This is a genomic window from Paenibacillus sp. YIM B09110, from assembly GCF_037167145.1.
Classification (GTDB): domain Bacteria; phylum Bacillota; class Bacilli; order Paenibacillales; family Paenibacillaceae; genus Pristimantibacillus.
This window is the reverse complement of the sequence record NZ_JBANSP010000003.1, coordinates 69,787-91,589: the sequence shown is the minus strand read 5'-3', so window position 1 is coordinate 91,589 and position 21,803 is coordinate 69,787. Positions and strand designations below refer to the sequence as shown.

Below are 21,803 nucleotides of genomic sequence, written 5' to 3'. Positions count from 1 at the left end.
AGCGGGTTTCAGCTTTTAGCTTTACAATATCGATCGGAATATATAAAATTTTCCCCTTAATCGAACAAAGCCGTCTTCGTATGAAAGTCTGTATCCTTATAATACATATCCTTGACGAGCAAGTTCGGACCGCAGCAGCCCGCTGCTGGACAATGACAGTCGACGCTGCGCGCAAGTGAATGATCGAGCCAACGGTCGAACAAGTCGTCCAGCTTGGACGAGGCTATGTTGCCGAAGGCTGGAACGTCGGAGAAGTCCGTTACGAATACGTCGCCCGTGAATAGATTGACATTCAGCCGGTTGCGTCCGTCAGGATCATTTCTAACCGTAACATTCGGCTCGGAGGCTAGTCTCGCAAGCAGCTTGCGTTCTTCTTGGTTATCGCTGCATTGGTAGAAGGGCAACGTGCCGAACAGCATCCATATAGATGGATCACGCTTGCTAAGCAGAAGTTCGATCGATTGGCGCATCTGCTCTCTTGTAATGACAGGCAGATCCTTCGCGAACGCACTTGGATACATCGGATGAACCTCGTGACGCTTGCAGCCCATTTCAACGATTAGTCTATGAATTTCATCGATCTTATCGAAGGTGCGATAATTAATCATCGACTCCGCGGATACAAGCACGCCCGTCTCGCTTAGACGACGACTGTTGTCAATCATACGATCGTACAGCTTTACTGCAGCTTCACGGGATACAGCATGACCCGCCTTAGCGAAGCCGATCTGGTGAAAGTCGTCTGCATTCGTATAGTTGAAGGAAATGTGCATAACGTCCAAATACGGCGCAAGCTGCTCATACCTGCTATATGGTAAAGTAACATTGGAATTAATTTGGGAACGTATGCCGCGGCTGCGCGCATATTGAAGCAGCGGTACCATATAATCGCGAACTGTTCGATCGGAGAAGGAAGGCTCGCCGCCTGTAATGCTTATAGTCTCGAGATGCTCTACCTCATCGAGCCTCTCCAACATTTGCTTAAGCGGCAGCTTCTGCGGCTCTGCCATAACAAGCGTATCGCCAACGGCGCAGTGCTCGCAGCGCATATTGCATAAATTCGATACCGTCATCTCAACGCTCGTCAATCGATGGCGGCCATGCTGGCGTAAGGAACGGATCGGATCCCACGGATCATTGACCGGGGACAATGGAGGCAAAGCAGTTAAAGGGGCGTTCATCTGTCTTATAGGAGTCGTTGTTTGTTGCAATTGAACAGTATTCATCTATATCAGCACCTGACTTAATTGACTGGATTTTATATCTTCATATTAACATATAACAGGGTACAAGCTTCGATATGCTTATTATTTCATTGTAATGTCCGTTTCCCCAGGAAGCAAGCTTAAGCGTAAACGGCCGACAAGCAATGCCATCCTTACTATCGACATAACAGGCCAGCCAGAGTAATCTGGCTGGCCTGTTATGTCGCAAGTCGTCTTGCGAGACTCCTGCACTTCTATAAATCAGATGCTAGATACCTGACACAAGCTTGTCTGTCGGGTCATCATTCACATGTGTGATCATAACCGTCAATTGCTTCGACAAATCGATTTCATACGGAACTGCCAGTTGCTCTCCTGCCTCGTTGTTAAGCACGCGCACAATTGGCCGGTGCGGATAAGACGAATTCAGATCGACGACTACGCCCGATTCCCCTGACTGCAGCTTCACGGTAATGCCTATCGGATAGATAGCCACCTTGTCTCGGAACAGCTGGAGCATCTTCTGCTCGTATAACGTTCCTGAGCCAGCATACAGGCGCTCGATCGCGTGATGCGGCAGCATTGGAGCGCGGTAAATCCGATTCGTCGTCATCGCGTCATAAGAATCGACAAGTCCAATCCACTTCGCATAATCATGGATTTCATCGCCCTTAATGCCTCTCGGATAACCGCTTCCGTCTAACCGTTCATGATGCTGGAAGGCGCAATGCGCCACGATAAGCGGCAAGTTAGGCTCGTCCTTCAGAAGCTCATAGCCTATTCTTGCATGCTGCTTCATGGCCTTGAATTCCTCTTCCGTCAGAGAGCCAGGCTTCTTCAGAACATCGATCGATATTTGCGTCTTTCCAATGTCATGCAGAAGCGCGCCCATGCCAAGCGTCATCAGTTCTTCTCGAGAATATCCGTGCGACATTCCGAGCAGCGTCGTATAGACGCACACATTAAGCGAATGCTGGAATAGATAATGGTCGACCGATCCCATATCCATGAGCATAATCATTGCATCCTGATGACCGGAGAGATCGTCTATAATCATATTCATCATTTGCTTAAAGGGCTGAGCAATATAGGGGTATGTTACCCCTTTTTTCTTCTTTGGGCGGTCCATCATCTCGCGAAAATTCGACTTTATGTCCTTCAAAGCGACACGCAACGTATCCTCACTTATTAATGACGGCAGCACAATGTCATCCGTTCTTGCATCGGATATGTATACGTACTGTATCCCGCACTGCGCCAGGCGGGTTATTAGTCTTTGGGTTAGCTCTATATTCTCGCCGAGAAGCACCATGCCTTCTTGTGAAAATATTTTTTTGGCAAGCTTCATCCCCGGCTCGCATTTTGTAATCGGCACCAAACGCATTTTCTCGATCCTTCCCCCAAATGGTCTCCTCAATACTTTCATCGGAAAAAGCCGTTCGTAATGTTAATGTACGGGAAAAACGGGGATTTCGCAACCATTTTCTTCTATATTATTCGACAGCGAACGATTACAATCGCGCCCGCCTTTGATCCGTCGACATATTATGCCAACGGCTTCTGCGGCAATCCGTAATATTTGCGCTGTTTTGCAGTTGATGGGCGATCACATCGCGAATAAATTCGGGCAAATAATAATCGATAGAGCGCCCGTTCGCCAGCGATTCATAGCCCGCCTTGAACGTGAACATATCGATCGTTCCGACGCGATATAATCGCTGATCGTCCAACGGTTCTCCATTTACCAGTACGGTTTGGAGCTTCATGTAATCCGGGCGATTGCTTTCATACTCAATTTCGATTCCGTCAACGGCAATATTCCCAAGCACATGTCCGCGAAAGCCATAGCCCTTAATTGGCTTCTCGATATATTCTTTCAGCAGCGACTGCTCCAGCGCTTCCCGCAAGTATTTGCCTTCTATGCTGATCCTGCAAGGATTGATCGGGGATGGGCATAAGGCGTGCAGCTCTCCCGCTGTCACCTCACCTTGTGCGAGACCACCCAGCAGTTGCCCTGTGTTTACAATACCTATGTCGGCATCCGTCCAGCGGCGAAGTCCAGAAGCAAGCAAATTACATAGCGGAGACTCTGTATTCGTAGATGCAGGCAGCGGTTCGTTAAGCACCGCAACGACTTCACTAAGCCTATGCTGTCCCGACTCCAGAAACATGCTTATTAGCTCTGCGGCTTCTTGCTGCTCCTCGAAAGCGGCTGTTGGTATGACGCTTGCGCGAAAAACGGGCCGATGGGTCAACTCGTCCATGCCAATCTCCACTCGGCCAATATATTCGCCGAATTTCCCTGCGGCGCATATCGTCGTTCCGCAAATCTCGAGAGGTTCTTCCAATAGATGATGCGTGTGAGCTCCTATAATGAGATCGATACCGTCAATGCTTTCTGCCATCTTCTCATCGTACCTAATACCAAGATGGGACATCACAACGACAACTTGCACCTGTTCTCTTAGTAGAGCTGCCTGCTCGCGCACAGCCTCTATCGGATCTGCAGCCTCCCAGCCAAGCAAGGAGTAAAAATCGGTATAAGCTGTCGTAACGCCAATAAGTCCAATGGACAGCCCATTCTTCTCGATTATTGCATGCGGCAGCAGCCATTCAGGAAGCTCTCCTGTCGTTGTCTGTTTCATATTGGCGCAAATAACGGGAAATGCCGCATGATCGCGATACAAGCTCTCAAGTACTTGTATGGAATACGTAAGTCCCTCGTTATTCCCAAGCGTAACAGCTTCATAACCTGCCAGGTTCAATAAAGCCACGTTAACGAGTCCATCGCTTCCTTCCGTCTCGACTCGCATCCGATCTATATGATCACCGCAATCTATAACGAGTACGGAATCGCTGCCATATTTGCGGCGCTCCTCGGCAATATAACCCGTTATCTTAGCTGCGTTTTCCAATCGGCTATGAACATCGTTGCTATGCAGAAGCACAACTTGGGTCTGTTTGTTGTCATCATTCAATGTCGATGCACGCCTCCTCAATACTCCGCTTCAGCGTCATGAAGATCTGCCTTATATTATTTCTTAAACATATCATCCTTGGTAAACGTATGCTTGAAACCATAACTCGCCTCGCGCTCTGCATCTGCAGCGCCGTTTGCTTCGCATTCAATACGCATGGTGACGATGCTTTTGACATTCAAGCATTTGCTGCTGCCGTCAGGTACGTAGAGACGAATCGGACCGTTCTGCCCGAGCGGCTCACCGTCCTTCTCGAATAGAACGGCCGCGTGGGCAAGTTGATCCCACGGGATCGTCGCTTCGAATGTATCGACAGCCTCAACCTTCAGGATTGTTGGCAGAACCGAATTTGCTTCTCGATCTTCATGCAGCGCGAGCCAGTTCGTGTACCACGTCAACAGATCGAACGCTTCACCGCTCACCTCAGGTACCCGTTGCCCTATGTCGAAGTGTTCCCCGGCGATCTTGGCCATTTGGGCAGCTTCAGTTACCGAATGTCCATAATGAGAATGATATATATTTATTCCACGCATAATCGATTATTAGCCTCCAATTTGCGACATCCGCCGTTCTGTTGGAACATGGGACTGCGCCCCGTCTGCCAGCTTAGCTGCCATCTCGTGATTTTCCGGCTTAACGTCCATCGCCCGCAATAGAAGCTCCTGCATCGCTTCAGGATTGCCAAGAGCCGTCTTCACGTTCAATTCGTCTACCCAGTATAGGCATGGCTTAATGGAGCCGTCTGCCGTTAGTCTGAGCCGGTTGCAGCTCTTGCAGAAGTGGTCGCTGATTGGATGAATAAGACCGAATGAGCCCTTGCCCCCTTCGATCTGCCAATCGTCGGAAGGCCCGTTCCCCTTTATATTCTCCTTGCGCTTAATGTCATAGCCTTCGGACGAAGCAATCTCCAATACGCGTGACAGCGGCAAGTACATCTTTTTCCAATTCTCGTCGGCATGACCGATTGGCATATATTCAATGAATCTGACATGAAGCGGCTGTTCGAAGGCAAGCTTTAAGAAATCCGCGATCTCGTCTTCATTGATATCCTTGAGCAGCACACAATTCAGCTTAATGGGGTCGAAGCCCACCGCGCCTGCCGCTTCAATTCCTTCCATAACCCGCTTCAACTCACCGCGTCTGGCAATAAACTTGAACCTTGTATGATCGAGAGTATCGAGGCTAATGTTGACGCGGTTCAGACCGGCCTTCTTAAGCGCCTCTGCCTGCTTAGCCAGAAAGATGCCGTTCGTTGTCAAAGCTATATCGCGAATGCCGGGAATGTCGGCAAGACGCTTAACTAAGCCGTCAAGGCCAGGTCGCACTAATGGCTCTCCGCCTGTAATGCGTAATTTGGATATACCAAGCGAGGCGCCGGCACGGGCAACCTCAACAATATCGTCATAAGAAAGCAGGTTTGAGGATTCCGTAAACTCCACGCCCTCCTCGGGCATGCAATATAAGCAGCGCAAATTACAGCGATCCGTAACGGATATGCGCAAATAATCATGTACGCGTCCAAAGCGGTCTATTAATTCAGGCATATCTCTCCCACTCCTCCAGTGTTTGTGCAACAAACACACTTCGTAAGCATTCGCTTAGTGTTTGTGTAACAAACACACCTCGTAAGCATTCGCTTAGTGTTTGCGAAGCAAACACACGTCGTAAGCATCCGCTTATCTATCTATGTATCAGCATAACATTTTTTCGTGAATTATGATATTCTATAAACAACTTCAACCTATACCATGAGAGGTTTTGTGACATGACATATACGTGGACCATTCAATTATTCGCAGGCTTGCCGGAGCGTTTCGGCGTCTCTTCCATAAAGGTTCAGAATGACTCAGAGGCCGTTACTGCCGCTGAACTGAAGCAACTGCTTGCTGCTGCATATCCTGAACATGCCAATTTAATTTCAATTTCATTCCTCGCTTGCAACCATTCATATGCCGCAGATCAGTCGACCATGCACGCGACGGACGAGCTTGCCCTGCTGCCTCCAGTATCGGGCGGAGAAGAGCCTGCAAGCATAACAGCAACCAACCAAGAGCTGTACGTCATAACATCTGATCCGATAAGCGAGAGCGATGTGATAGCCAAAGTTATTGTCCCTGCGCATGGCGCCAGCCTGGCTTTTGTCGGCACGACACGTGAATGGACTCAAGGACAACGGACGGTTAGGTTAGAGTATGAGGCCTACGCACCGATGGCTGTAGCAACAATGAAGCAGATTGGCGATGAGATTGCGCAGCGCTGGCCGGGAGCACTATGCGCGATTAGTCATCGGATCGGAGTTGTCGGCCTTGCCGAGACAAGTGTCATTATCGCGGTATCTGCACCTCATCGAGGAGACTGCTATGACGCCAGCCGATATGCAATTGAACGGCTTAAACAAATTGTACCTATATGGAAAAAAGAAATATGGGAGGACGGCTCCGAGTGGAAAGGCCACCAGCTGGGCCCTTGGAATCCGACCGAGCCTTTAACGGATTATTAGAAGGAGTATATGCCCGCATGAACGATATGAACGTTGCTATTAATGATGCTAACCGTGATCGGGATGCTTCTGCTTCCCAGTCAACCGGCCGATATGCAAGACAAATACGATATGCGCCAATCGGCGCTTCAGGACAACATTCGATCAACGAGAGCCGTGTTGCCGTCGTCGGGATGGGAGCGCTTGGCTGCGTCATCGCCTCCCACCTCGTTCGCTCTGGTGTTGGACATGTGCGTATTATCGATCGTGACATCGTCGAATGGAGCAATCTGCAGCGCCAGATGCTTTATACGGAAAGAGACGTTCAGCAGCTGTTACCGAAGGCAGAGGCCGCTGCCGTTCATCTGCGCGAGATCAACAGCTCTATTGTCATTGAACCTATTGTGGCCGATGTCACACCGCTCAATGCAGAGCAACTGCTCTCTAACGTGCAGCTCATTATTGACGGAACCGATAACTTCAGCATTCGCTACTTACTTAATGACATAAGTGTAAAACATAACATTCCATGGATCTATGGAGGTGCTGTAGGCGCTTCCGGCATGACCATGACGATTATGCCTGGGGAATCCCCCTGTTATCGCTGTTTGTTTCCAGAGCCGCCTGCACCTGGCATGACGGACACCTGTGAGACGGCTGGCGTTCTATCCCCGATTATTGATATCATCGCCTCAGTCCAGGCGAGCGAAGCAATAAAGCTGTTATCAGGCAACGAACTGGCGCTTCACCGCACATTATTTCAAGTTGATCTTTGGAATCACGCTTGGATGCCTGTAGGCCTAGCTGGTGCTCGAAAAAACGAATGTCCAACCTGCGGTCAATATAACTACCCTTTCTTAGAGGAGAACGGAGCAGAAACAGCCGCTGCAACGCTATGCGGACGTCATACCGTTCAGATAACGCCCGGCAAACCGGCAGTCTTGGACTTGGAGCAGCTTAAACTTAGGCTCGCTCCCGCAGGCCGTACGACCTATAACCGATACCTCCTGCGAGTAGAACTGGCAGAGGGACTGACTTTTGTGCTATTTAGCGATGGCAGAGCGCTTATTCAAGGTACCGATGAGTTGTCGAAGGCAAAGTCGGTTTATGCTGAATTACTAGGAGTTTAGTCTTATTTAAAAGTTCCTCATATTGCCATTCTATCGAAACATTGCTACTATTGTAGGTATATTCGTACAAACAATATACTAATCAGAGGTGTCTTAATGAGGGTTCAAGTCATAGATTTGAATGAGGGAGACGTACTAAGCCGGGATACTTTCAACAATTTTGGGCTCCATGTTCTTTCCAAGGGGACGACGCTGCAACGCTATGACATTGCTAGGCTTATTCAGCATCAGATTGATTATGTTGACATTAACGATAAACCAACAACTCAAACTCCAGCCTCTAGAACGATTGAATCTACAACTAGTCCGAAATGGCTGCCCACTGTCGAGCCTATATACAAAACCGCTGTAAGTAAATTCGAGACTCTTTTTTCGAAAGCGCTTAACGACGGAGAAGTTGACGATGATGAAGTTACCGCTACGCTTCAGCCGCTTCTAAGCAACCTGCAACTTGAACGCGACGTCGTATCGATGCTATTGCTGCTAAATACGAGCGATGATTATACCTATCAACATTCCGTACAAGTCGGCATGTTATCGTATTATCTTGCCACTTGGGTCGGATATGACAATAAAGAATCTCTGCAGATCGGCAAAGCTGGATTTCTCCATGATATCGGCAAATGCCGGATCGATTTAGACATTCTAAACAAGCCTGCCAAGCTCACGAAAGACGAGTTCGACGAAGTAAAGAAACATACGCTATATGGTCATGAGATTATTACCAAGTCGTTCGACGAGCCCTATCTCGCCGTCAGCGCTCTTCAGCATCATGAGCGTGTCGATGGCAGCGGATATCCGCATGGCTTAAAAGGCGAAGAAATTCATCCCGTTGCAAAAATCATTTCTGTCGTCGATATATATAGCGCGATGATTTCAGAGCGAGTGTACCAGCAAAGACGTGATTTGTTCGACGTCCTCAAGGAGCTGTACAACATGAGCTTCGCAGAACTGGACGCTTTCACGACACACATCTTTATCAAACATATGATTCCGAACTTTATCGGCAAGAAGGTTGAGCTGGTAACCGGCGAGATTGGCGTCATTGTGATGACCCACCCGACCGAGTTCTTCCAGCCACTTATCCGCATCGACGAGAACTTCATCGATCTAACCGTCGAACGCGGCTATGAGATTAAACAAGTGTACCTGTAAGACCATAAAAATCAATAAGCGCAGCTAGGATGCCAATCGGCATTCGGGCTGCGCTTTCCTTTGTCACATTATACTATAATGCTCATATATTTTGCTGGGACGTCCCCACTCGAACTGGCTAATTCCGATTTCCCGGAAACCATACTTCTCATAATATCCAATATGATCCGTCGTTAAGTACACCTTATCATACCCGAGCTGCCCTGCCGTTTTTCTTCCGTGTTGCAGCAGCAGCGCTCCTAATGCTTGTCCTCGCTCGCTTTTGTCAATGAACAGAGGCCCAATCCAAGGCGATAAATCTTTTCTGACTAGATATTCCTGTTCATTCAATTGATAAAAGCCGATAATCCGCTCGTTCCGGAACATTAATAACGTCAACGGTAAACCGTTTGATGTTGTTAAGCTTTGTTCCATTTGGTTTATCGCGATATCCTTTACGCCGGGCCAAGCTTCAGATATATAATTGATGAACGAATCTCGATGTTCAGGGAACTCTTTAATGGACTGGATTACAACATTTTCAAGCGGATAGGTATTCTTTGCAGTAGAAGCCGCGTAAATTTTCGTTTTCTCACCATTAAATATGAATCCGTCAGATAGGAGGGACCAGCCGTATTTTTCGTAATAGCCTTCCAAATCGGTACAGAGATATAGGTATTCATGCCCCTTCTTTCTCGTTTCGTGAAGGGCATGCTCCAGCAGTTTGGCCCCCCTATGTTCCCCTCTGTATTCCGGAACGACATACAAACAGGCTAACCATGGAAATAGATCTTGGCGGCTAATTAAATCATTTCTCAACAACGCATAAGTGCCGATAATTGAATCGTTTTCCAAAGCAATATAAAATCGCGGCAGCTGGCTATCAGTTGTCATTGAATGAAGCATACAGTCGTAATAAAAATGGAAATTTTCATTGCTTCCCCACTGACTCCAAAAAAGGTGGACGGCTTCTTCAAACCGTTCTGCCTTTTCCTTAAGCTCGTATACTTGGAACAAGGTATCACTCCGATTGGTTTTTCTTTCAAGTATACGTTTATGCCCGGAGCAATCAAATGGAAAAGTTAATTATAGTTAATTAAAACGAATTATCGCAGAAAAAACCGCCCCCTCGCGAAGAGGGGACGGTTCATGGGTACAGTCTTATTAACCGATCGAGCCTTCCATCTCGAACTTAATGAGACGGTTCATCTCTACCGCGTATTCCATCGGCAGTTCTTTCGTGAATGGCTCGATGAAGCCCATAACGATCATTTGCGTAGCTTCTGCTTCGCTAAGACCGCGGCTCATCAAGTAGAACAATTGATCCTCGGACACCTTCGACACCGTTGCTTCATGCTCAAGCGTGATGTTGTCGTTGAAGATCTCATTGTAAGGAATCGTATCGGAAGTGGATTCGTTATCTAGGATAAGCGTATCGCACTTAATGTTCGCTTTCGCTCCGTCGGAGTTGCGTCCGAACGATGCAAGTCCACGGTACGTTACTTTACCGCCATGTTTACTGATCGACTTGGAAATAATCGTCGAGCTTGTGTCAGGTGCAAGGTGAGTCATCTTAGCACCTGCATCCTGATGCTGACCTTTGCCTGCAACAGCGATCGACAATACCATGCCTTTCGCGCCGCGGCCGCGCAATACGACTGCCGGGTACTTCATCGTCAGCTTGGAGCCGATGTTGCCGTCTACCCATTCCATCGTTGCATTCTCGTCCGCTACTGCACGCTTCGTTACAAGGTTGTAGATGTTCGGCGCCCAGTTTTGGATCGTCGTGTAACGAACGCGAGCGTTTTTCTTGCAAAGGATCTCAACAACTGCGCTATGCAGCGAGTTCGTGCTGTACACAGGTGCTGTACAGCCTTCTACGTAGTGAACGGAGCTGTCTTCGTCGGCAATAATAAGCGTACGCTCGAATTGGCCCATATTTTCGGAGTTAATCCGGAAATACGCTTGAAGAGGGATTTCACACTTCACGCCTTTTGGAACGTAGATAAAGCTGCCGCCCGACCATACCGCACTGTTAAGCGCTGCGAACTTGTTGTCGTTCGGAGGAATGATCGTACCGAAATATTCTCTCAACAGCTCAGAATGCTCGCGAAGCGCCGTATCCGTATCCGTGAAGATAACGCCTTGCTTCTCAAGATCCTCTTGCATGCTGTGGTAGACAACCTCGGACTCATATTGAGCCGATACGCCCGCAAGGAACTTCTGTTCCGCCTCAGGAATGCCAAGCTTGTCGAACGTTTCCTTAATTTCCGAAGGAACCTCTTCCCACGTTTTGCCTTGTTTCTCCGACGGCTTAACGTAGTATTGAATGTCTTCGAAATCAAGATCGTCCATGTTGCCGCCCCAGTTAGGCATCGGCATTTTATTAAATTGCTCAAGCGACTTCAAGCGGAATTCAAGCATCCATTCCGGCTCGTTCTTCATCGACGAAATAGTACGTACGATTTCCGGCGTCAAGCCTTTGCCCGATTGGAAAATCGACTTGTGCTCATCACGGAAGCCATACTTATACTCTTCCATTTCCGGCATTGATTTTGCCATCGTTTTCACTCTCCTCTTTCATTTCGGGATTTTGTATCATTAATGCTGCTCGTTCTCGATACCTTTGCGCAGCGCGTTCCAAGCAAGTGTTGCACACTTGATCCGTGCAGGGAATTTATTGACACCCGACAACGCCTCAATATCCTCCAGCTCGTCGAACTCGACCTCTTGGCCCTTCATGAGACCGGAGAATCGTTCCGCCATGTTAAGCGCTTCGTCGAACGTCTTGCCCTTAACGGCTTCCGTCATCATCGATGCGGAGCTCATGCTGATCGAACAGCCTTCGCCCGTATACTTAGCGTCAACGACTTTACCGTTCTCTACTTGCAGCTGCAAAGAAATACGGTCGCCGCAGGTTGGGTTATTTAAGTTGATTGTAACCGCCTCATCGTTCATTGTTCCGCGGTTGCGTGGATTTTTATAATGATCCATTATGACTCTGCGATACAAATCATCCAATTGCATGACCGAAGAACTCCTTTGTTTGGATTAATGCTTCGGCTAAGCGGTCAACATCCTCTTCAGTATTGTATATATAGAAGCTTGCTCTAGCCGTTGCCGAAACATTCAGCCAGCGCATAAGCGGCTGGCAGCAATGATGGCCTGCGCGTACCGCAATCCCTTTGGAATCAAGTACCGTAGCGACATCATGCGGGTGAACATCTTCAAGGTTGAAGGTGACTAGACCGACTCGGTTTGTCTTAGGCCCGTACAGCTCAATGCCTTCCATCCTGGACAGTTTCTCGTAAGCATAAGCAGCAAGATGCTTCTCATGTTTATCAATATTGTCCATCCCAATTTCATTCAGGAAGTCGATCGCTGCGCCAAGTCCGACTGCGCCGGCAATAATCGGTGTGCCGCCCTCGAAGCGGTAAGGAATATCCTTCCACGTCGATTCGTACAAATCTACGAAGTCAATCATTTCGCCGCCGTACTCGATCGGCTCCATGCCTTCAAGCAGCTTCTTCTTGCCGTACAGAGCGCCAATACCCGTAGGTCCGCACATCTTGTGGCCGGAGAACGCATAGAAATCAACGTCCAAATCCTGTACGTCCACTTTCTTGTGCGGCGTGCTTTGTGCGCCGTCAACGACCATAATCGCGCCGTTGCGATGCGCAATCTGAGCCAGCTCTTTAATCGGATTCACAACACCAAGCACGTTCGATACATACGTGACGGATACGACTTTTGTGTTTGGCGTAATCGTCTTCTCGGCATCCTCTAGCGAGATCGTGCCGTCAGGCTGAAGCGGAATATACTTAAGCGTCGCGCCTGTAGCTTTCGCTGCTTGCTGCCACGGAATCAAGTTGCTGTGATGCTCCATCGGCGTGATGACGATCTCGTCGCCTTCCCCGCAGACAGAACGGGCATAGCTTGAAGCAACCAAATTAAGTGCCGTCGTCGTACCCCGTGTGAAAATAATTTGTTCCGCAGCGCCGGCATTAAGCAATGCCGCCACCTTCTCGCGCGCTCCCTCATAAGCGTCGGTTGCTCTCGAACCGAGCGTATGCACGCCGCGATGAACGTTCGCGTTATCCAGCTCGTAATATCGTTTAACCGCATCAATGACGGAACGCGGCTTCTGGGAAGACGCCGCGCTATCCAGGTAAACGAGCGGATGCCCGTTTACCTCTTGATGCAATATCGGGAACTGCTCCCGAATCGCATTTATATTCATCCCTCTAGCTTCCTTTCGAGCAAACGCTGAAGCTGCTCGCGTACCGCCTCGACCGGAATTTCCGATACGACCGGAGCCAAGAAACCGTAAATAATTAATCGTTCAGCGTCCTGCTTAGATATACCGCGAGACATCAGATAATAGACCATCTCTGGGTTAACTTGCCCTACGCTTGCTGCGTGACCAGCTGTAACATCATCTTCATCAATGAGCAGAATCGGATTCGCGTCGCCACGCGCTTTCGGGCTCAACATGAGAACTTTCTCCGTTTGAACGCCGTTTGCTTTCGTTGCGCCGTGCTCAATCTTCGTAATGCCGTTGATGATCGCAGATGAGGAATCTTTCATAACAGCGCGTGTTACCATGTCGCTGTCCGAGCTTTTGCCGAAATGAACGGCTTGTGTCGTCAAGCTCATTTGCTGAGCGCCAGTTCCTACGCTGATCACTTTAGCATCGGATGTTGAGCCTTTGCCTTTCAGCACCGACTTCGTATCCGATACCGTGTTGCCGTCGTTCAGGTCGCCGATAATCCATTCCATCCGGCCATCATTTTCGATTACGGCACGGCGGATTGACATATCCACGCCCGTCTCTCCCATATGATGAATGGAGCCAAAACGAACATGCGCCCCTGCTTTTACGAATACTTCGACAACCGAAGGATGCATGAATGGCGCGGATGCCGCACCTGGTTCAGATACTACGGAATCAACATACGTTACGCGGCTATGCGTATCAGCAACGATCAGAATATGCGGTGCGAATGTAGCAGCTGCATTATCGTTGAACAGAATCGCTTGCAAAGGAATTTCTACCTCTACGTTCTTAGGCACGTATACGAATACGCCGCCGTTCCATAGTGCCGCATGCAATGCTGTCAATTTATCTTCGTTCTTCGCTACTGCTTGGAACAGGTATTGTTGAACGAGCTCGCCATGCTCTTTGCATGCCGTCTCGAGATCTGTGAAAATAACACCTTTGCTTGCAAGCTCTTGCGAGAATTGCTTCCATACGACGCCGGAATTGCGTTGTACGAGCAAGTTCTCTGTGCCTTCTGCAATCAATTCGCGTACGACTGTCGGCAGTTCGCCGATTGAAGCCGCTTGTGTTGGCTGCTCATAGTTGCCTACCGCTGTCAGGTTCCAGCGCTCAATGCGCACCTTCTCTGGTTTCGGCCAGCCAAGTGTTCCAGCCAATTCAGCCGCTTCGCCGCGCAGTGCCACGAGCCAATTCGGCTCGCCTTTGCTGCTTGCCAGCGCTTCAGCAGACTGACGAGTGGCTCCCGTAGATAGTTCTGTACTCATCCGTTTTGCCCCCTTCTCCGCTTAAGCCTGGCCTACAGTTTCGTCAACGATGCCAAGTTCTTCTTTAACCCAATCATAACCTTCGTTCTCCAAACGCTCAGCAAGCTCAGGACCGCCGGATTTAACGATGCGGCCTTGCATCATAACGTGAACGAAATCAGGTTTGATGTAGTTAAGCAGGCGCTGATAGTGAGTGATGATCAAGAAGCCGCGATCTTCGGAACGCATTGCGTTCACGCCGTTCGAAACGATGCGAAGAGCATCGATATCAAGACCGGAGTCGATTTCGTCAAGTACGACGATCTTCGGATCAAGCAGCATCATTTGCAAAATTTCATTACGTTTTTTCTCGCCGCCGGAGAAACCTTCGTTCAAGTAACGGTGAGCGAACTCGGGATTCATTTCGAGTTCTTTCATTTTGCCTTCCATTTTGCGAATGAACTTAATGAGCGAGATCTCGTTTCCTTCGCCTAGACGTGCGTTAAGCGCGCTGCGCAAGAAATCGGAGTTCGTAACGCCTGGAATTTCACTAGGGTACTGCATAGCGAGGAACAAACCGGCAAGAGCTCGCTCGTCAACGCCCATTTCAAGCAGATCTTCGCCGTCAAGCGTAGCGGAGCCGCCAGTTACTTCATATTTAGGATGTCCCATAAGAGCGGACGCCAATGTACTTTTACCTGTTCCGTTAGGACCCATGATCGCGTGGATTTCTCCACCTTTGATCTCAAGGTTAATGCCTTTCAAAATTTCTTTTCCTTCAATCTCAGCTTTCAAGCCGTCAATGACAAAATGCGTTGCCATAATATCTTAATCCCTCCAAGGTTGGTTTATTTGAAAATATAGGAAAGTATAAGATTCACTCTTAAACTTACGCCTACATTTCACCGCGAAACGAAAGCTTATGCCGCTAAAGGACGGCACAGAACCGATCTGCGCGTATACGCAGCTAACGGTTCGTGCGTAGCGAAAGCCGTTACACTTGTGTAGTCACTTCCGTAAAAAGACAAGCCTGTCTATTATAGAGTGATTCTCACTGATTCTCAATAATTATTTTAATATAATTTTAGTTATAAATCAACGTAAGTTAACCTTCGAGCATGACTTCCCATATTTTTCTGTCGAACTTATGCTAGAGCGGCCTTTATTTGCTCCAGTTCCGACTGGAACTTGTCATCGTCTACTACCGGTTTCATCGAAGCAGGACGGAGCTCAGCGTTCCCCTCCAGTTTTACCCATGATTTGCATCCATTATAAGCAGGCTGCATCGGAAGTTTAAGCGGCTCATCCAGCTTGTACACGCGCATAATTAGTAGATGCAGCGGTTTCGTCTTCTTCCACTTCAGCCGTTCTTCGGCAAAGCCGTCGGTCCATATGTGAAAATCTCGCAGCTTATTCAACGTTTCTTGATCCGTTATCTCAATATCCTCGGCAACTTCCGCGTAAGCTTCAAGGGTAATCGTCTCCATCTCAGGAGTCCAGCCCTTCAAGGTCTCGTCCAATTGCTCATCGTAACCTGGCTTCAGCAAATGCTTCTTCTGATGCTCGTATGCGGGCATTAAATAGAAGCTTGGGCTGATCAATTGAAAATCGCGCGTTTCTTCCACGATTCCGCCTTTGCGCATCACGATGATTTGCTCTCCCTCGGCCAATGCCTTCACCGATACGGCCCATTCCTTGAGGGCGACCGGCTGGAGCTCGTTGCTCTCTGTCATTATCCATCATCCACCTGTCTGCTCTAGATTTGACACTATTATATCAAAGGTAGGTATTCCATGGCGAAATAATATCCTATATACTATGTGGAGATGATTACTTGGCATTTATGATTGACCTTATAAACCTATATTCGGAGGTGGACAGCCATGTCTGCATATCACCCTTTAAATGATCAAGAAGCGATACGAATATCCCGTTCGATTGAAGGCTTTTTTCCACAGGAAGCAGAACTTAGCTGCCGCGAGATTGGCGACGGCAACTTGAATCTTGTCTTTCACATTACCGATAGCGTCAGCGGCAAAAGCTTCATTATGAAGCAAGCACTGCCGTATGCCAAGGTCGTAGGCGAATCGTGGCCGCTTACGCTTGACAGAGCGCGCATCGAGAGCGAGAAGCTCATCCTTGAGGCGAAGCTTGCTCCAGGACTCGTGCCGACCGTTTATAAATACGATTCCGAGCTCGCTCTCACGATAATGGAAGATCTAAGCGATCATGTTATAATGCGTCAAGGCCTGATCAACGGTACGCGTTATCCGAAGTTCGCTGACGATATTTCGACGTTCATGGCTCGCACCTTATTTTTCACATCGGATCTCGGCATGAATCAACAAGATAAGAAAAATCAGGTGAAATCGTTCATTAATCCGGATTTGTGCAAAATAACGGAAGACCTCATATTCGACGATCCTTATACCGTATCGTCCAACAACAGCTTCGATCCTGCAATTGCCGATGCCGCAGAAGCGCTGACGAAGGATAGCGAGCTTCATTTGGAAGTCGCGATCCTGCGCGATAAGTTCCTAACGAACGCTCAAGCACTGCTGCATGGCGATCTCCATACAGGCAGTATTTTCGTAACTCCTGAATCAACGAAGGTAATCGATCCGGAATTCGCTTATTATGGTCCAGTCGGCTTCGATGTCGGCGCAGTTATCGCGAATCTGCTGCTCAACTATGCCGGACAAGAGCATTGGTTGTCCGATGAAGCTGAACGTGCAGACTACCGCCAATATTTAATTACCTCGATCATCGATATTTGGAATCAGTTCGAGGCGAAGTTCCGTGCTTTGTGGAATGAGAATGGCGTCGACAGACTTGCTAATTCCGCAGCAGGCTATCAAGATTATTATATGAACCGGCTCCTTCAGGACGCCGTCGGCTTCGCTGGCTGCAAGATGGTGCGCCGCATCGTAGGTCTTGCTCATGTAGCCGATATTGATCGCATTCCGAATGATGCAACACGCGAGAAAGCGCAGCGCCTTGCGCTGGCAATCGGCACAACGCTAATTCGCGGCAACCGTCAGACACAATCGATCGAACAAGCGATCGATACCGCGCTGACCGCCGCAAGCAAATGAGAGAAGCAGAGAGGAATTAACAGCATGACTACAAATACAGCTTTACAATCCGTTATATGGACAGAGGATCGGCTTGATTTGCTCGATCAACGTCTGTTGCCTGAAGAAATCGTGTATCTGCCGCTTACAACATCAGAGGACGTATGGGAAGCGATCCGTCACCTCAAAGTTCGCGGTGCGCCAGCTATCGGCATAAGCGCTGCTTACGGCGTAGTGCTCGGCAGCCGTGAAGCGGACTCCGTTCAGATTTGGCTCGCTGCCGTTAATAAGGAAGCTGAATACCTTGCAACTTCCCGTCCGACAGCAGTCAATCTATTCTGGGCGCTTGATCGTATGAAAGCTGCTGCGGCAGCATTCGCTGGTCAAGAGCTTTCGCTTGCTGCATGCAAGGAAGCGCTGTTGACAGAAGCCATCGCGATTCAGAGTGAAGACGAGGAGACGAACCGACTGATCGGCGAGCATGCTCTCTCCTTGTTCAAGGACGACATGGGCGTACTGACGCACTGCAACGCAGGCGGACTTGCAACTGCCAAATACGGCACGGCGCTTGCTCCATTCTATTTAGCTCTTGAGAAAGGCATTACGCTTCGCGTGTTCGCCGACGAGACTCGCCCCGTTCTGCAGGGCGCCCGCCTTACCGCGTTCGAGCTTCAGCAAGCAGGTGTTGATGTAACGCTTATCTGCGACAATATGGCCGGCATGATCATGGCCAAGGGCTGGGTCGACGCCGTCATCGTCGGTACAGACCGCGTAGCTGCCAACGGCGACGTAGCCAACAAAATCGGCACATACAGCGTAGCTGTACTGGCCAAGGCGCATGGCATTCCGTTCTATGTCGCTTGCCCTTTGTCGACAATTGATCTGAACACGCCGACGGGCGCTGAGATTCCAATTGAAGAACGCAGCGCTGAGGAAATTACGGAAGGCTTCGGTAAACGTACGGCTCCGAAAGGGGTCAAAGTCTACAATCCAGCCTTCGACGTTACGCCGAATGAATATGTAACCGCGATTATTACCGAGAAGGGTATCATTCAAGCTCCATACGGTGACAATCTGCGCAAACTGTTCGAACAAGCGTGAGAACAGACAACCCCGGTACGCTTTCCCTCCCTTCGATGGGTACGAGCGTGCCGGGGCTTTCTTCATCAAAAAAGCCAAATAAGATTAATTACAGCATAAGACGGAGTGCATCCGATCCTTTCATACCGGCAACGATCCCGAGCTTCTCGGCCGTGAACGTTACAGATTCGAGCGGCGCTTCCATCAGCTCTTCTAATGTTCGAACGCCGACAGCGCGGCCTGCAATGATTTCTCGGGTTTTCAATCGTTCGTTCAGCAGCGCGACATCAAGCGCGCCGCACATGATATATCCTTTATCCGTCGTTATTGCGAGCAGGTTTGTTTTAGGCAAGTTAACTTCAACGCCAAGCACGGTTTCGCCATTTTCGAGCGTAAATGGAATCATTCGCATCATACTGGATCCACCCCCTTCATCCACGTCATTAGAGGCATAAGTCTGCATCCACATTATATGCATGTTGCGGGCGAGAGCCACCCGATAAATGCTCATTTTATGACTACATGAACGATCGATTTGGTGGTATATTAGAGATATCATTTTCGTACGGAGGGTTTATGATAAAACCACTTACATCCACTAATAAATCATCCTTCATTTTCCAAATTGAAGTGCTTGTAGAGGGAACGACTAACGGCGAAGCGCTTGAACAGCTGTTGCATCAACTCAATAACGGGGGATTCCTCGACTATCAGGTTAAATCCGGCATTCAGCTCGGGCAACTGCTCGAAGAACGCAGAACAGCTTCAGCGACGCAGCAGCCGATACCGACTCAGCTTCCGCCACAAGAGAAGCCCATCAGCGTTCCCGCACCTCCGATAGCCAGTTCTGAAAGCGTTATTAATAACGGACTTGAGCGTATTAAACAAATTATTAAGAACAACTCACTCATCCGACTCGTCGTCAACAAAGGACTTGGCATCACGCTTAACATTCCTTGCCGGATACTTAACATGAACGAAAACGAGAACTTAATTACCGTCTATCATGTCGATGAGAAACAAGTTTACACATTCAGATTAAATGAGATTGAGGATTATAAGGAACAAACTTAAACTTAATTTTCGTAAAGATAAGACAAAACAAAACAAATCCCCGTACATCGCACTGCATCTGCAGCCCTTGTACGGGGATTTGTCATAAGAGCGCGCTAGCTCGCAGCCAACATCTGCTCAATATTGTCACTGGACACCGGCGGGCTCCAGAAGTAGCCTTGCATCTCATCGCAATTATGCTTGCGAAGGAATTCCATCTGCGCCTCTGTCTCAACGCCTTCAGCGATTACTTGGATGTTCAAGTTATGCGCCATCGCAATGATGGCTGCTACAATCTCGGCGTCGCTTGGATCCTGCTGAATGTCTCTTACAAAAGAGCGGTCGATCTTAAGCCGATCGATCGGGAAATTCTTCAAATAATGGAAGGAGCTATACCCTGTACCAAAGTCATCTACGCTAATGCCAACGCCCATCTCGGTCAGATCAAGCAGGCAACGCGATACATGGCTGACATCCATCGTCATCGATTCTGTAATTTCGAGATCCAAATACTTAGAATCCAGTCCTGTCTTCTTAAGCACAGCGGCTACCTTGCTTGCCAGATCGTTCTGAACGAATTGTCTTATGGATAGATTGACGGATACCGGTATTGGCGGTAACCCTGCGTCTTGCCAGGCTTTGTTTTGTCGACATGCTTCCTCAAGTACCCAATCTCCGATCTGGACGATCATGCCGCTTTCCTCTGCTAGAGGAATGAAGCTGCCTGGCGGAATCATTCCTTTGACGGGGTGCTTCCAACGGACGAGCGCCTCAACGCCGACCATGGTTCCGGATACGAGATCATACTGCGGCTGATAATGAAGAATAAATTCACTGCGCTGAATCGCACGGTACATCTCATGCTGCAGCGTCAACCGCTCGAATGAAGAATTGCTCCAAGTCTCAGAGTAAAGCAGGCAATCATTCTTACCGCTTTCCTTCACTCTTACAAGGGCCATATCCGCTTTCTTAATTAACGTATAAGCATCATCTTCTACATTTCGGTTCGTTACGGAACCGATGCTTGCCGTAATATGTAACGGGAATCCTCTAAGTTCGTACGGCTCCTCAATCGATTTTAGCACATTGCGCGACAGCTCTAGAAGATGCTGCTCGGAGTTAACATTATGGAATAGAAGCGCGAACTCATCGCCTTCCATCCGGCCGGCGAAATCGGATTCAGACATGCCGCGGTTAAGTCTCTCGGCAACCTGCATGAGCAGTATATCGCCAAACTCTCGGCCGAATGAAGCATTCACAAGCTTGAAACGATCCAAGTCCAAATAACAGATACCAACGATTCGTTCTTCCTCGACTGCACGGCTTATGCTCTCCGTCAGCTTCATCTGGAACAGCGTCCGATTCGGCAAGCCCGTCATATCATCATAATAGGCCATATATCGGATTCGCTCGACATTCCGCTTCCGATCGCTTAGATCATGAATGATCATAACCGTACCGATCACTTCTTCATCCCTTATCATAGGCGTGCACACGATCTGCAGCTCAAGCGGGAATCCCGAACGATGCGTAATATTAATGTTCGTCTGCTTCGCCTCGCCAAGCAGCGCCTGCTGGAACGTTTCCTGAAGCACCTGCCGGCTGGCTGGCTCTACAAGACGCTCAAGCGGCTCGCCAAGCAATTCGTTGCGAGAATAGCCAAGCGTACTGCTCGACGCTTCGTTCATCTCTATAACCGTTCCGCTTCGATCCAGCACGGCAAGCGGGATTGCCTCAGAACGAAGCAGCGTCTCCACGATTGCCGTATGATAATTATTGAAGCTGAATGATTGTCTTCGACGTATATAGATAATAATTGCGGTAACTAATAATGACGCAGCGATAGCTGAAGCAGACCATCGATACATCGGATTAATTAATATAAGGGAAACGACGATCCAGACCGCAGCGAGTAAAGTTAACACGATACTTATCGTCCATGGGCCGCTAAGCGGCTCACCGAACGATCGGCGGGTTCGTCTATTAGTTCTATTATCCATCCGTCTCGTCACGCACCAACTTCCTTCCTCTTGTTCGAGTCAAGTGAGTGTTAGCTTTATTATAAACGATGAAGTCGCTGCGGTATAGAAATATTTACTAATGACAAGCGGATTAATGTTGGATAACGGCGATTCTTGTCGAATCGC

At 48.7% G+C, this 21,803-nt stretch carries 20 protein-coding genes; 6 read left to right on the top strand and 14 right to left on the bottom strand.

The window, feature by feature from the left end:
• Positions 1-56: 56 nt before the first annotated feature.
• From yfkAB to moaA, 5 genes are all read right to left on the bottom strand, one after another.
• Positions 57-1,181 (bottom strand): radical SAM/CxCxxxxC motif protein YfkAB, encoded by a 1,125-nt coding sequence (gene yfkAB / locus V8F51_RS05085; protein WP_337099368.1) that lies wholly within the window; start codon positions 1,179-1,181, stop codon positions 57-59.
• Positions 1,182-1,473: 292 nt separating this feature from the next.
• Positions 1,474-2,589: an HD-GYP domain-containing protein gene (locus tag V8F51_RS05080; protein ID WP_337098984.1), complete on the bottom strand. Its 1,116-nt coding sequence runs from the start codon at positions 2,587-2,589 to the stop codon at positions 1,474-1,476.
• Between the two features lie 127 nt (positions 2,590-2,716).
• Positions 2,717-4,183 (bottom strand): bifunctional metallophosphatase/5'-nucleotidase, encoded by a 1,467-nt coding sequence (locus V8F51_RS05075; RefSeq protein WP_337098983.1) that lies wholly within the window; start codon positions 4,181-4,183, stop codon positions 2,717-2,719.
• A 56-nt stretch (positions 4,184-4,239) separates the two neighbouring features.
• Entirely contained in the window at positions 4,240-4,716 is a 477-nt protein-coding gene (locus tag V8F51_RS05070) for a hypothetical protein (protein WP_337098982.1), read from the bottom strand.
• A gap of 9 nt (positions 4,717-4,725) precedes the next feature.
• Complete coding sequence (gene moaA / locus V8F51_RS05065) at positions 4,726-5,727, bottom strand: GTP 3',8-cyclase MoaA (RefSeq protein WP_337098981.1); 1,002 nt, start codon at positions 5,725-5,727, stop codon at positions 4,726-4,728.
• Between the two features lie 221 nt (positions 5,728-5,948).
• Between moaA and V8F51_RS05060 the strand changes: the two genes are divergently transcribed.
• From V8F51_RS05060 to V8F51_RS05050, 3 genes are all read left to right on the top strand, one after another.
• Entirely contained in the window at positions 5,949-6,683 is a 735-nt protein-coding gene (locus V8F51_RS05060; RefSeq protein WP_337098979.1) for a molybdenum cofactor biosynthesis protein, read from the top strand.
• 17 nt (positions 6,684-6,700) lie between these two features.
• A complete protein-coding gene (locus tag V8F51_RS05055; protein WP_442956403.1) occupies positions 6,701-7,792 on the top strand; it encodes a ThiF family adenylyltransferase in 1,092 nt (363 codons plus the stop codon).
• A gap of 96 nt (positions 7,793-7,888) precedes the next feature.
• Positions 7,889-8,947 (top strand): HD-GYP domain-containing protein, encoded by a 1,059-nt coding sequence (locus V8F51_RS05050; protein WP_337098978.1) that lies wholly within the window; start codon positions 7,889-7,891, stop codon positions 8,945-8,947.
• Positions 8,948-9,010: 63 nt separating this feature from the next.
• Here V8F51_RS05050 and V8F51_RS05045 read toward each other — a convergent pair whose 3' ends face one another.
• The 7 genes from V8F51_RS05045 to V8F51_RS05015 all read right to left on the bottom strand — a co-directional run bounded on the left by V8F51_RS05045 (position 9,011) and on the right by V8F51_RS05015 (position 16,182).
• On the bottom strand, positions 9,011-9,943 hold the full coding sequence (locus V8F51_RS05045; RefSeq protein ID WP_337098977.1) for a GNAT family N-acetyltransferase: 933 nt from the start codon (positions 9,941-9,943) through the stop codon (positions 9,011-9,013).
• A 147-nt stretch (positions 9,944-10,090) separates the two neighbouring features.
• Positions 10,091-11,488: a Fe-S cluster assembly protein SufB gene (gene sufB, locus V8F51_RS05040; protein ID WP_337098976.1), complete on the bottom strand. Its 1,398-nt coding sequence runs from the start codon at positions 11,486-11,488 to the stop codon at positions 10,091-10,093.
• Between the two features lie 39 nt (positions 11,489-11,527).
• A complete protein-coding gene (gene sufU / locus V8F51_RS05035; RefSeq protein ID WP_337098975.1) occupies positions 11,528-11,953 on the bottom strand; it encodes a Fe-S cluster assembly sulfur transfer protein SufU in 426 nt (141 codons plus the stop codon).
• Positions 11,940-13,166, bottom strand: coding sequence for a cysteine desulfurase (locus V8F51_RS05030; RefSeq protein WP_337098974.1), 1,227 nt, complete (start codon positions 13,164-13,166; stop codon positions 11,940-11,942). Before V8F51_RS05030 ends, sufU begins: the two co-directional genes overlap by 14 nt.
• On the bottom strand, positions 13,163-14,470 hold the full coding sequence (gene sufD, locus V8F51_RS05025) for a Fe-S cluster assembly protein SufD (RefSeq protein WP_337098972.1): 1,308 nt from the start codon (positions 14,468-14,470) through the stop codon (positions 13,163-13,165). The genes V8F51_RS05030 and sufD overlap by 4 nt, the downstream gene beginning before the upstream one ends.
• 21 nt (positions 14,471-14,491) lie before the next feature.
• Positions 14,492-15,271, bottom strand: coding sequence for a Fe-S cluster assembly ATPase SufC (sufC, locus tag V8F51_RS05020; RefSeq protein ID WP_307205760.1), 780 nt, complete (start codon positions 15,269-15,271; stop codon positions 14,492-14,494).
• Between the two features lie 323 nt (positions 15,272-15,594).
• Complete coding sequence (locus V8F51_RS05015) at positions 15,595-16,182, bottom strand: DUF1802 family protein (RefSeq protein ID WP_337098970.1); 588 nt, start codon at positions 16,180-16,182, stop codon at positions 15,595-15,597.
• Between the two features lie 150 nt (positions 16,183-16,332).
• Here V8F51_RS05015 and mtnK point away from each other — a divergent pair, with 150 nt between their 5' ends.
• The gene (gene mtnK, locus V8F51_RS05010) at positions 16,333-17,544 is read left to right on the top strand and encodes an S-methyl-5-thioribose kinase (RefSeq protein WP_337098969.1); all 1,212 of its coding nucleotides are present in this window, start codon (positions 16,333-16,335) and stop codon (positions 17,542-17,544) included.
• Positions 17,545-17,568: 24 nt separating this feature from the next.
• The gene (mtnA, locus tag V8F51_RS05005; RefSeq protein ID WP_337098968.1) at positions 17,569-18,624 is read left to right on the top strand and encodes an S-methyl-5-thioribose-1-phosphate isomerase; all 1,056 of its coding nucleotides are present in this window, start codon (positions 17,569-17,571) and stop codon (positions 18,622-18,624) included.
• A gap of 88 nt (positions 18,625-18,712) precedes the next feature.
• Here the strand turns inward: mtnA and V8F51_RS05000 are convergent, their stop codons facing one another.
• Positions 18,713-19,018, bottom strand: a complete 306-nt coding sequence (locus V8F51_RS05000; protein WP_337098967.1) for a YunC family protein — start codon at positions 19,016-19,018, stop codon at positions 18,713-18,715.
• A gap of 161 nt (positions 19,019-19,179) precedes the next feature.
• Between V8F51_RS05000 and V8F51_RS04995 the strand changes: the two genes are divergently transcribed.
• Entirely contained in the window at positions 19,180-19,677 is a 498-nt protein-coding gene (locus V8F51_RS04995) for a hypothetical protein (protein WP_337098966.1), read from the top strand.
• Between the two features lie 95 nt (positions 19,678-19,772).
• Here the strand turns inward: V8F51_RS04995 and V8F51_RS04990 are convergent, their stop codons facing one another.
• Positions 19,773-21,668: a putative bifunctional diguanylate cyclase/phosphodiesterase gene (locus V8F51_RS04990; RefSeq protein ID WP_337098965.1), complete on the bottom strand. Its 1,896-nt coding sequence runs from the start codon at positions 21,666-21,668 to the stop codon at positions 19,773-19,775.
• Positions 21,669-21,803 lie beyond the last annotated feature (135 nt).

Bases quoted from the DNA above. Each gene is read 5' to 3' on its own strand.
- V8F51_RS05030 (WP_337098974.1), bottom strand. From the start codon at position 13,166: ATGAATATAAATGCGATTCGGGAGCAGTTCCCGATATTGCATCAAGAG.
- yfkAB (WP_337099368.1), bottom strand. From the start codon at position 1,181: ATGAACGCCCCTTTAACTGCTTTGCCTCCATTGTCCCCGGTCAATGAT.
- V8F51_RS04995 (WP_337098966.1), top strand. From the start codon at position 19,180: ATGATAAAACCACTTACATCCACTAATAAATCATCCTTCATTTTCCAA.
- mtnK (WP_337098969.1), top strand. From the start codon at position 16,333: ATGTCTGCATATCACCCTTTAAATGATCAAGAAGCGATACGAATATCC.
- sufD (WP_337098972.1), bottom strand. From the start codon at position 14,470: ATGAGTACAGAACTATCTACGGGAGCCACTCGTCAGTCTGCTGAAGCG.
- V8F51_RS05055 (WP_442956403.1), top strand. From the start codon at position 6,701: ATGAACGATATGAACGTTGCTATTAATGATGCTAACCGTGATCGGGAT.
- V8F51_RS05015 (WP_337098970.1), bottom strand. From the start codon at position 16,182: ATGACAGAGAGCAACGAGCTCCAGCCGGTCGCCCTCAAGGAATGGGCC.
- moaA (WP_337098981.1), bottom strand. From the start codon at position 5,727: ATGCCTGAATTAATAGACCGCTTTGGACGCGTACATGATTATTTGCGC.
- sufC (WP_307205760.1), bottom strand. From the start codon at position 15,271: ATGGCAACGCATTTTGTCATTGACGGCTTGAAAGCTGAGATTGAAGGA.
- V8F51_RS05070 (WP_337098982.1), bottom strand. From the start codon at position 4,716: ATGCGTGGAATAAATATATATCATTCTCATTATGGACATTCGGTAACT.
- V8F51_RS05050 (WP_337098978.1), top strand. From the start codon at position 7,889: ATGAGGGTTCAAGTCATAGATTTGAATGAGGGAGACGTACTAAGCCGG.
- V8F51_RS05060 (WP_337098979.1), top strand. From the start codon at position 5,949: ATGACATATACGTGGACCATTCAATTATTCGCAGGCTTGCCGGAGCGT.
- V8F51_RS05000 (WP_337098967.1), bottom strand. From the start codon at position 19,018: ATGATGCGAATGATTCCATTTACGCTCGAAAATGGCGAAACCGTGCTT.
- sufU (WP_337098975.1), bottom strand. From the start codon at position 11,953: ATGCAATTGGATGATTTGTATCGCAGAGTCATAATGGATCATTATAAA.
- mtnA (WP_337098968.1), top strand. From the start codon at position 17,569: ATGACTACAAATACAGCTTTACAATCCGTTATATGGACAGAGGATCGG.
- V8F51_RS05080 (WP_337098984.1), bottom strand. From the start codon at position 2,589: ATGCGTTTGGTGCCGATTACAAAATGCGAGCCGGGGATGAAGCTTGCC.
- sufB (WP_337098976.1), bottom strand. From the start codon at position 11,488: ATGGCAAAATCAATGCCGGAAATGGAAGAGTATAAGTATGGCTTCCGT.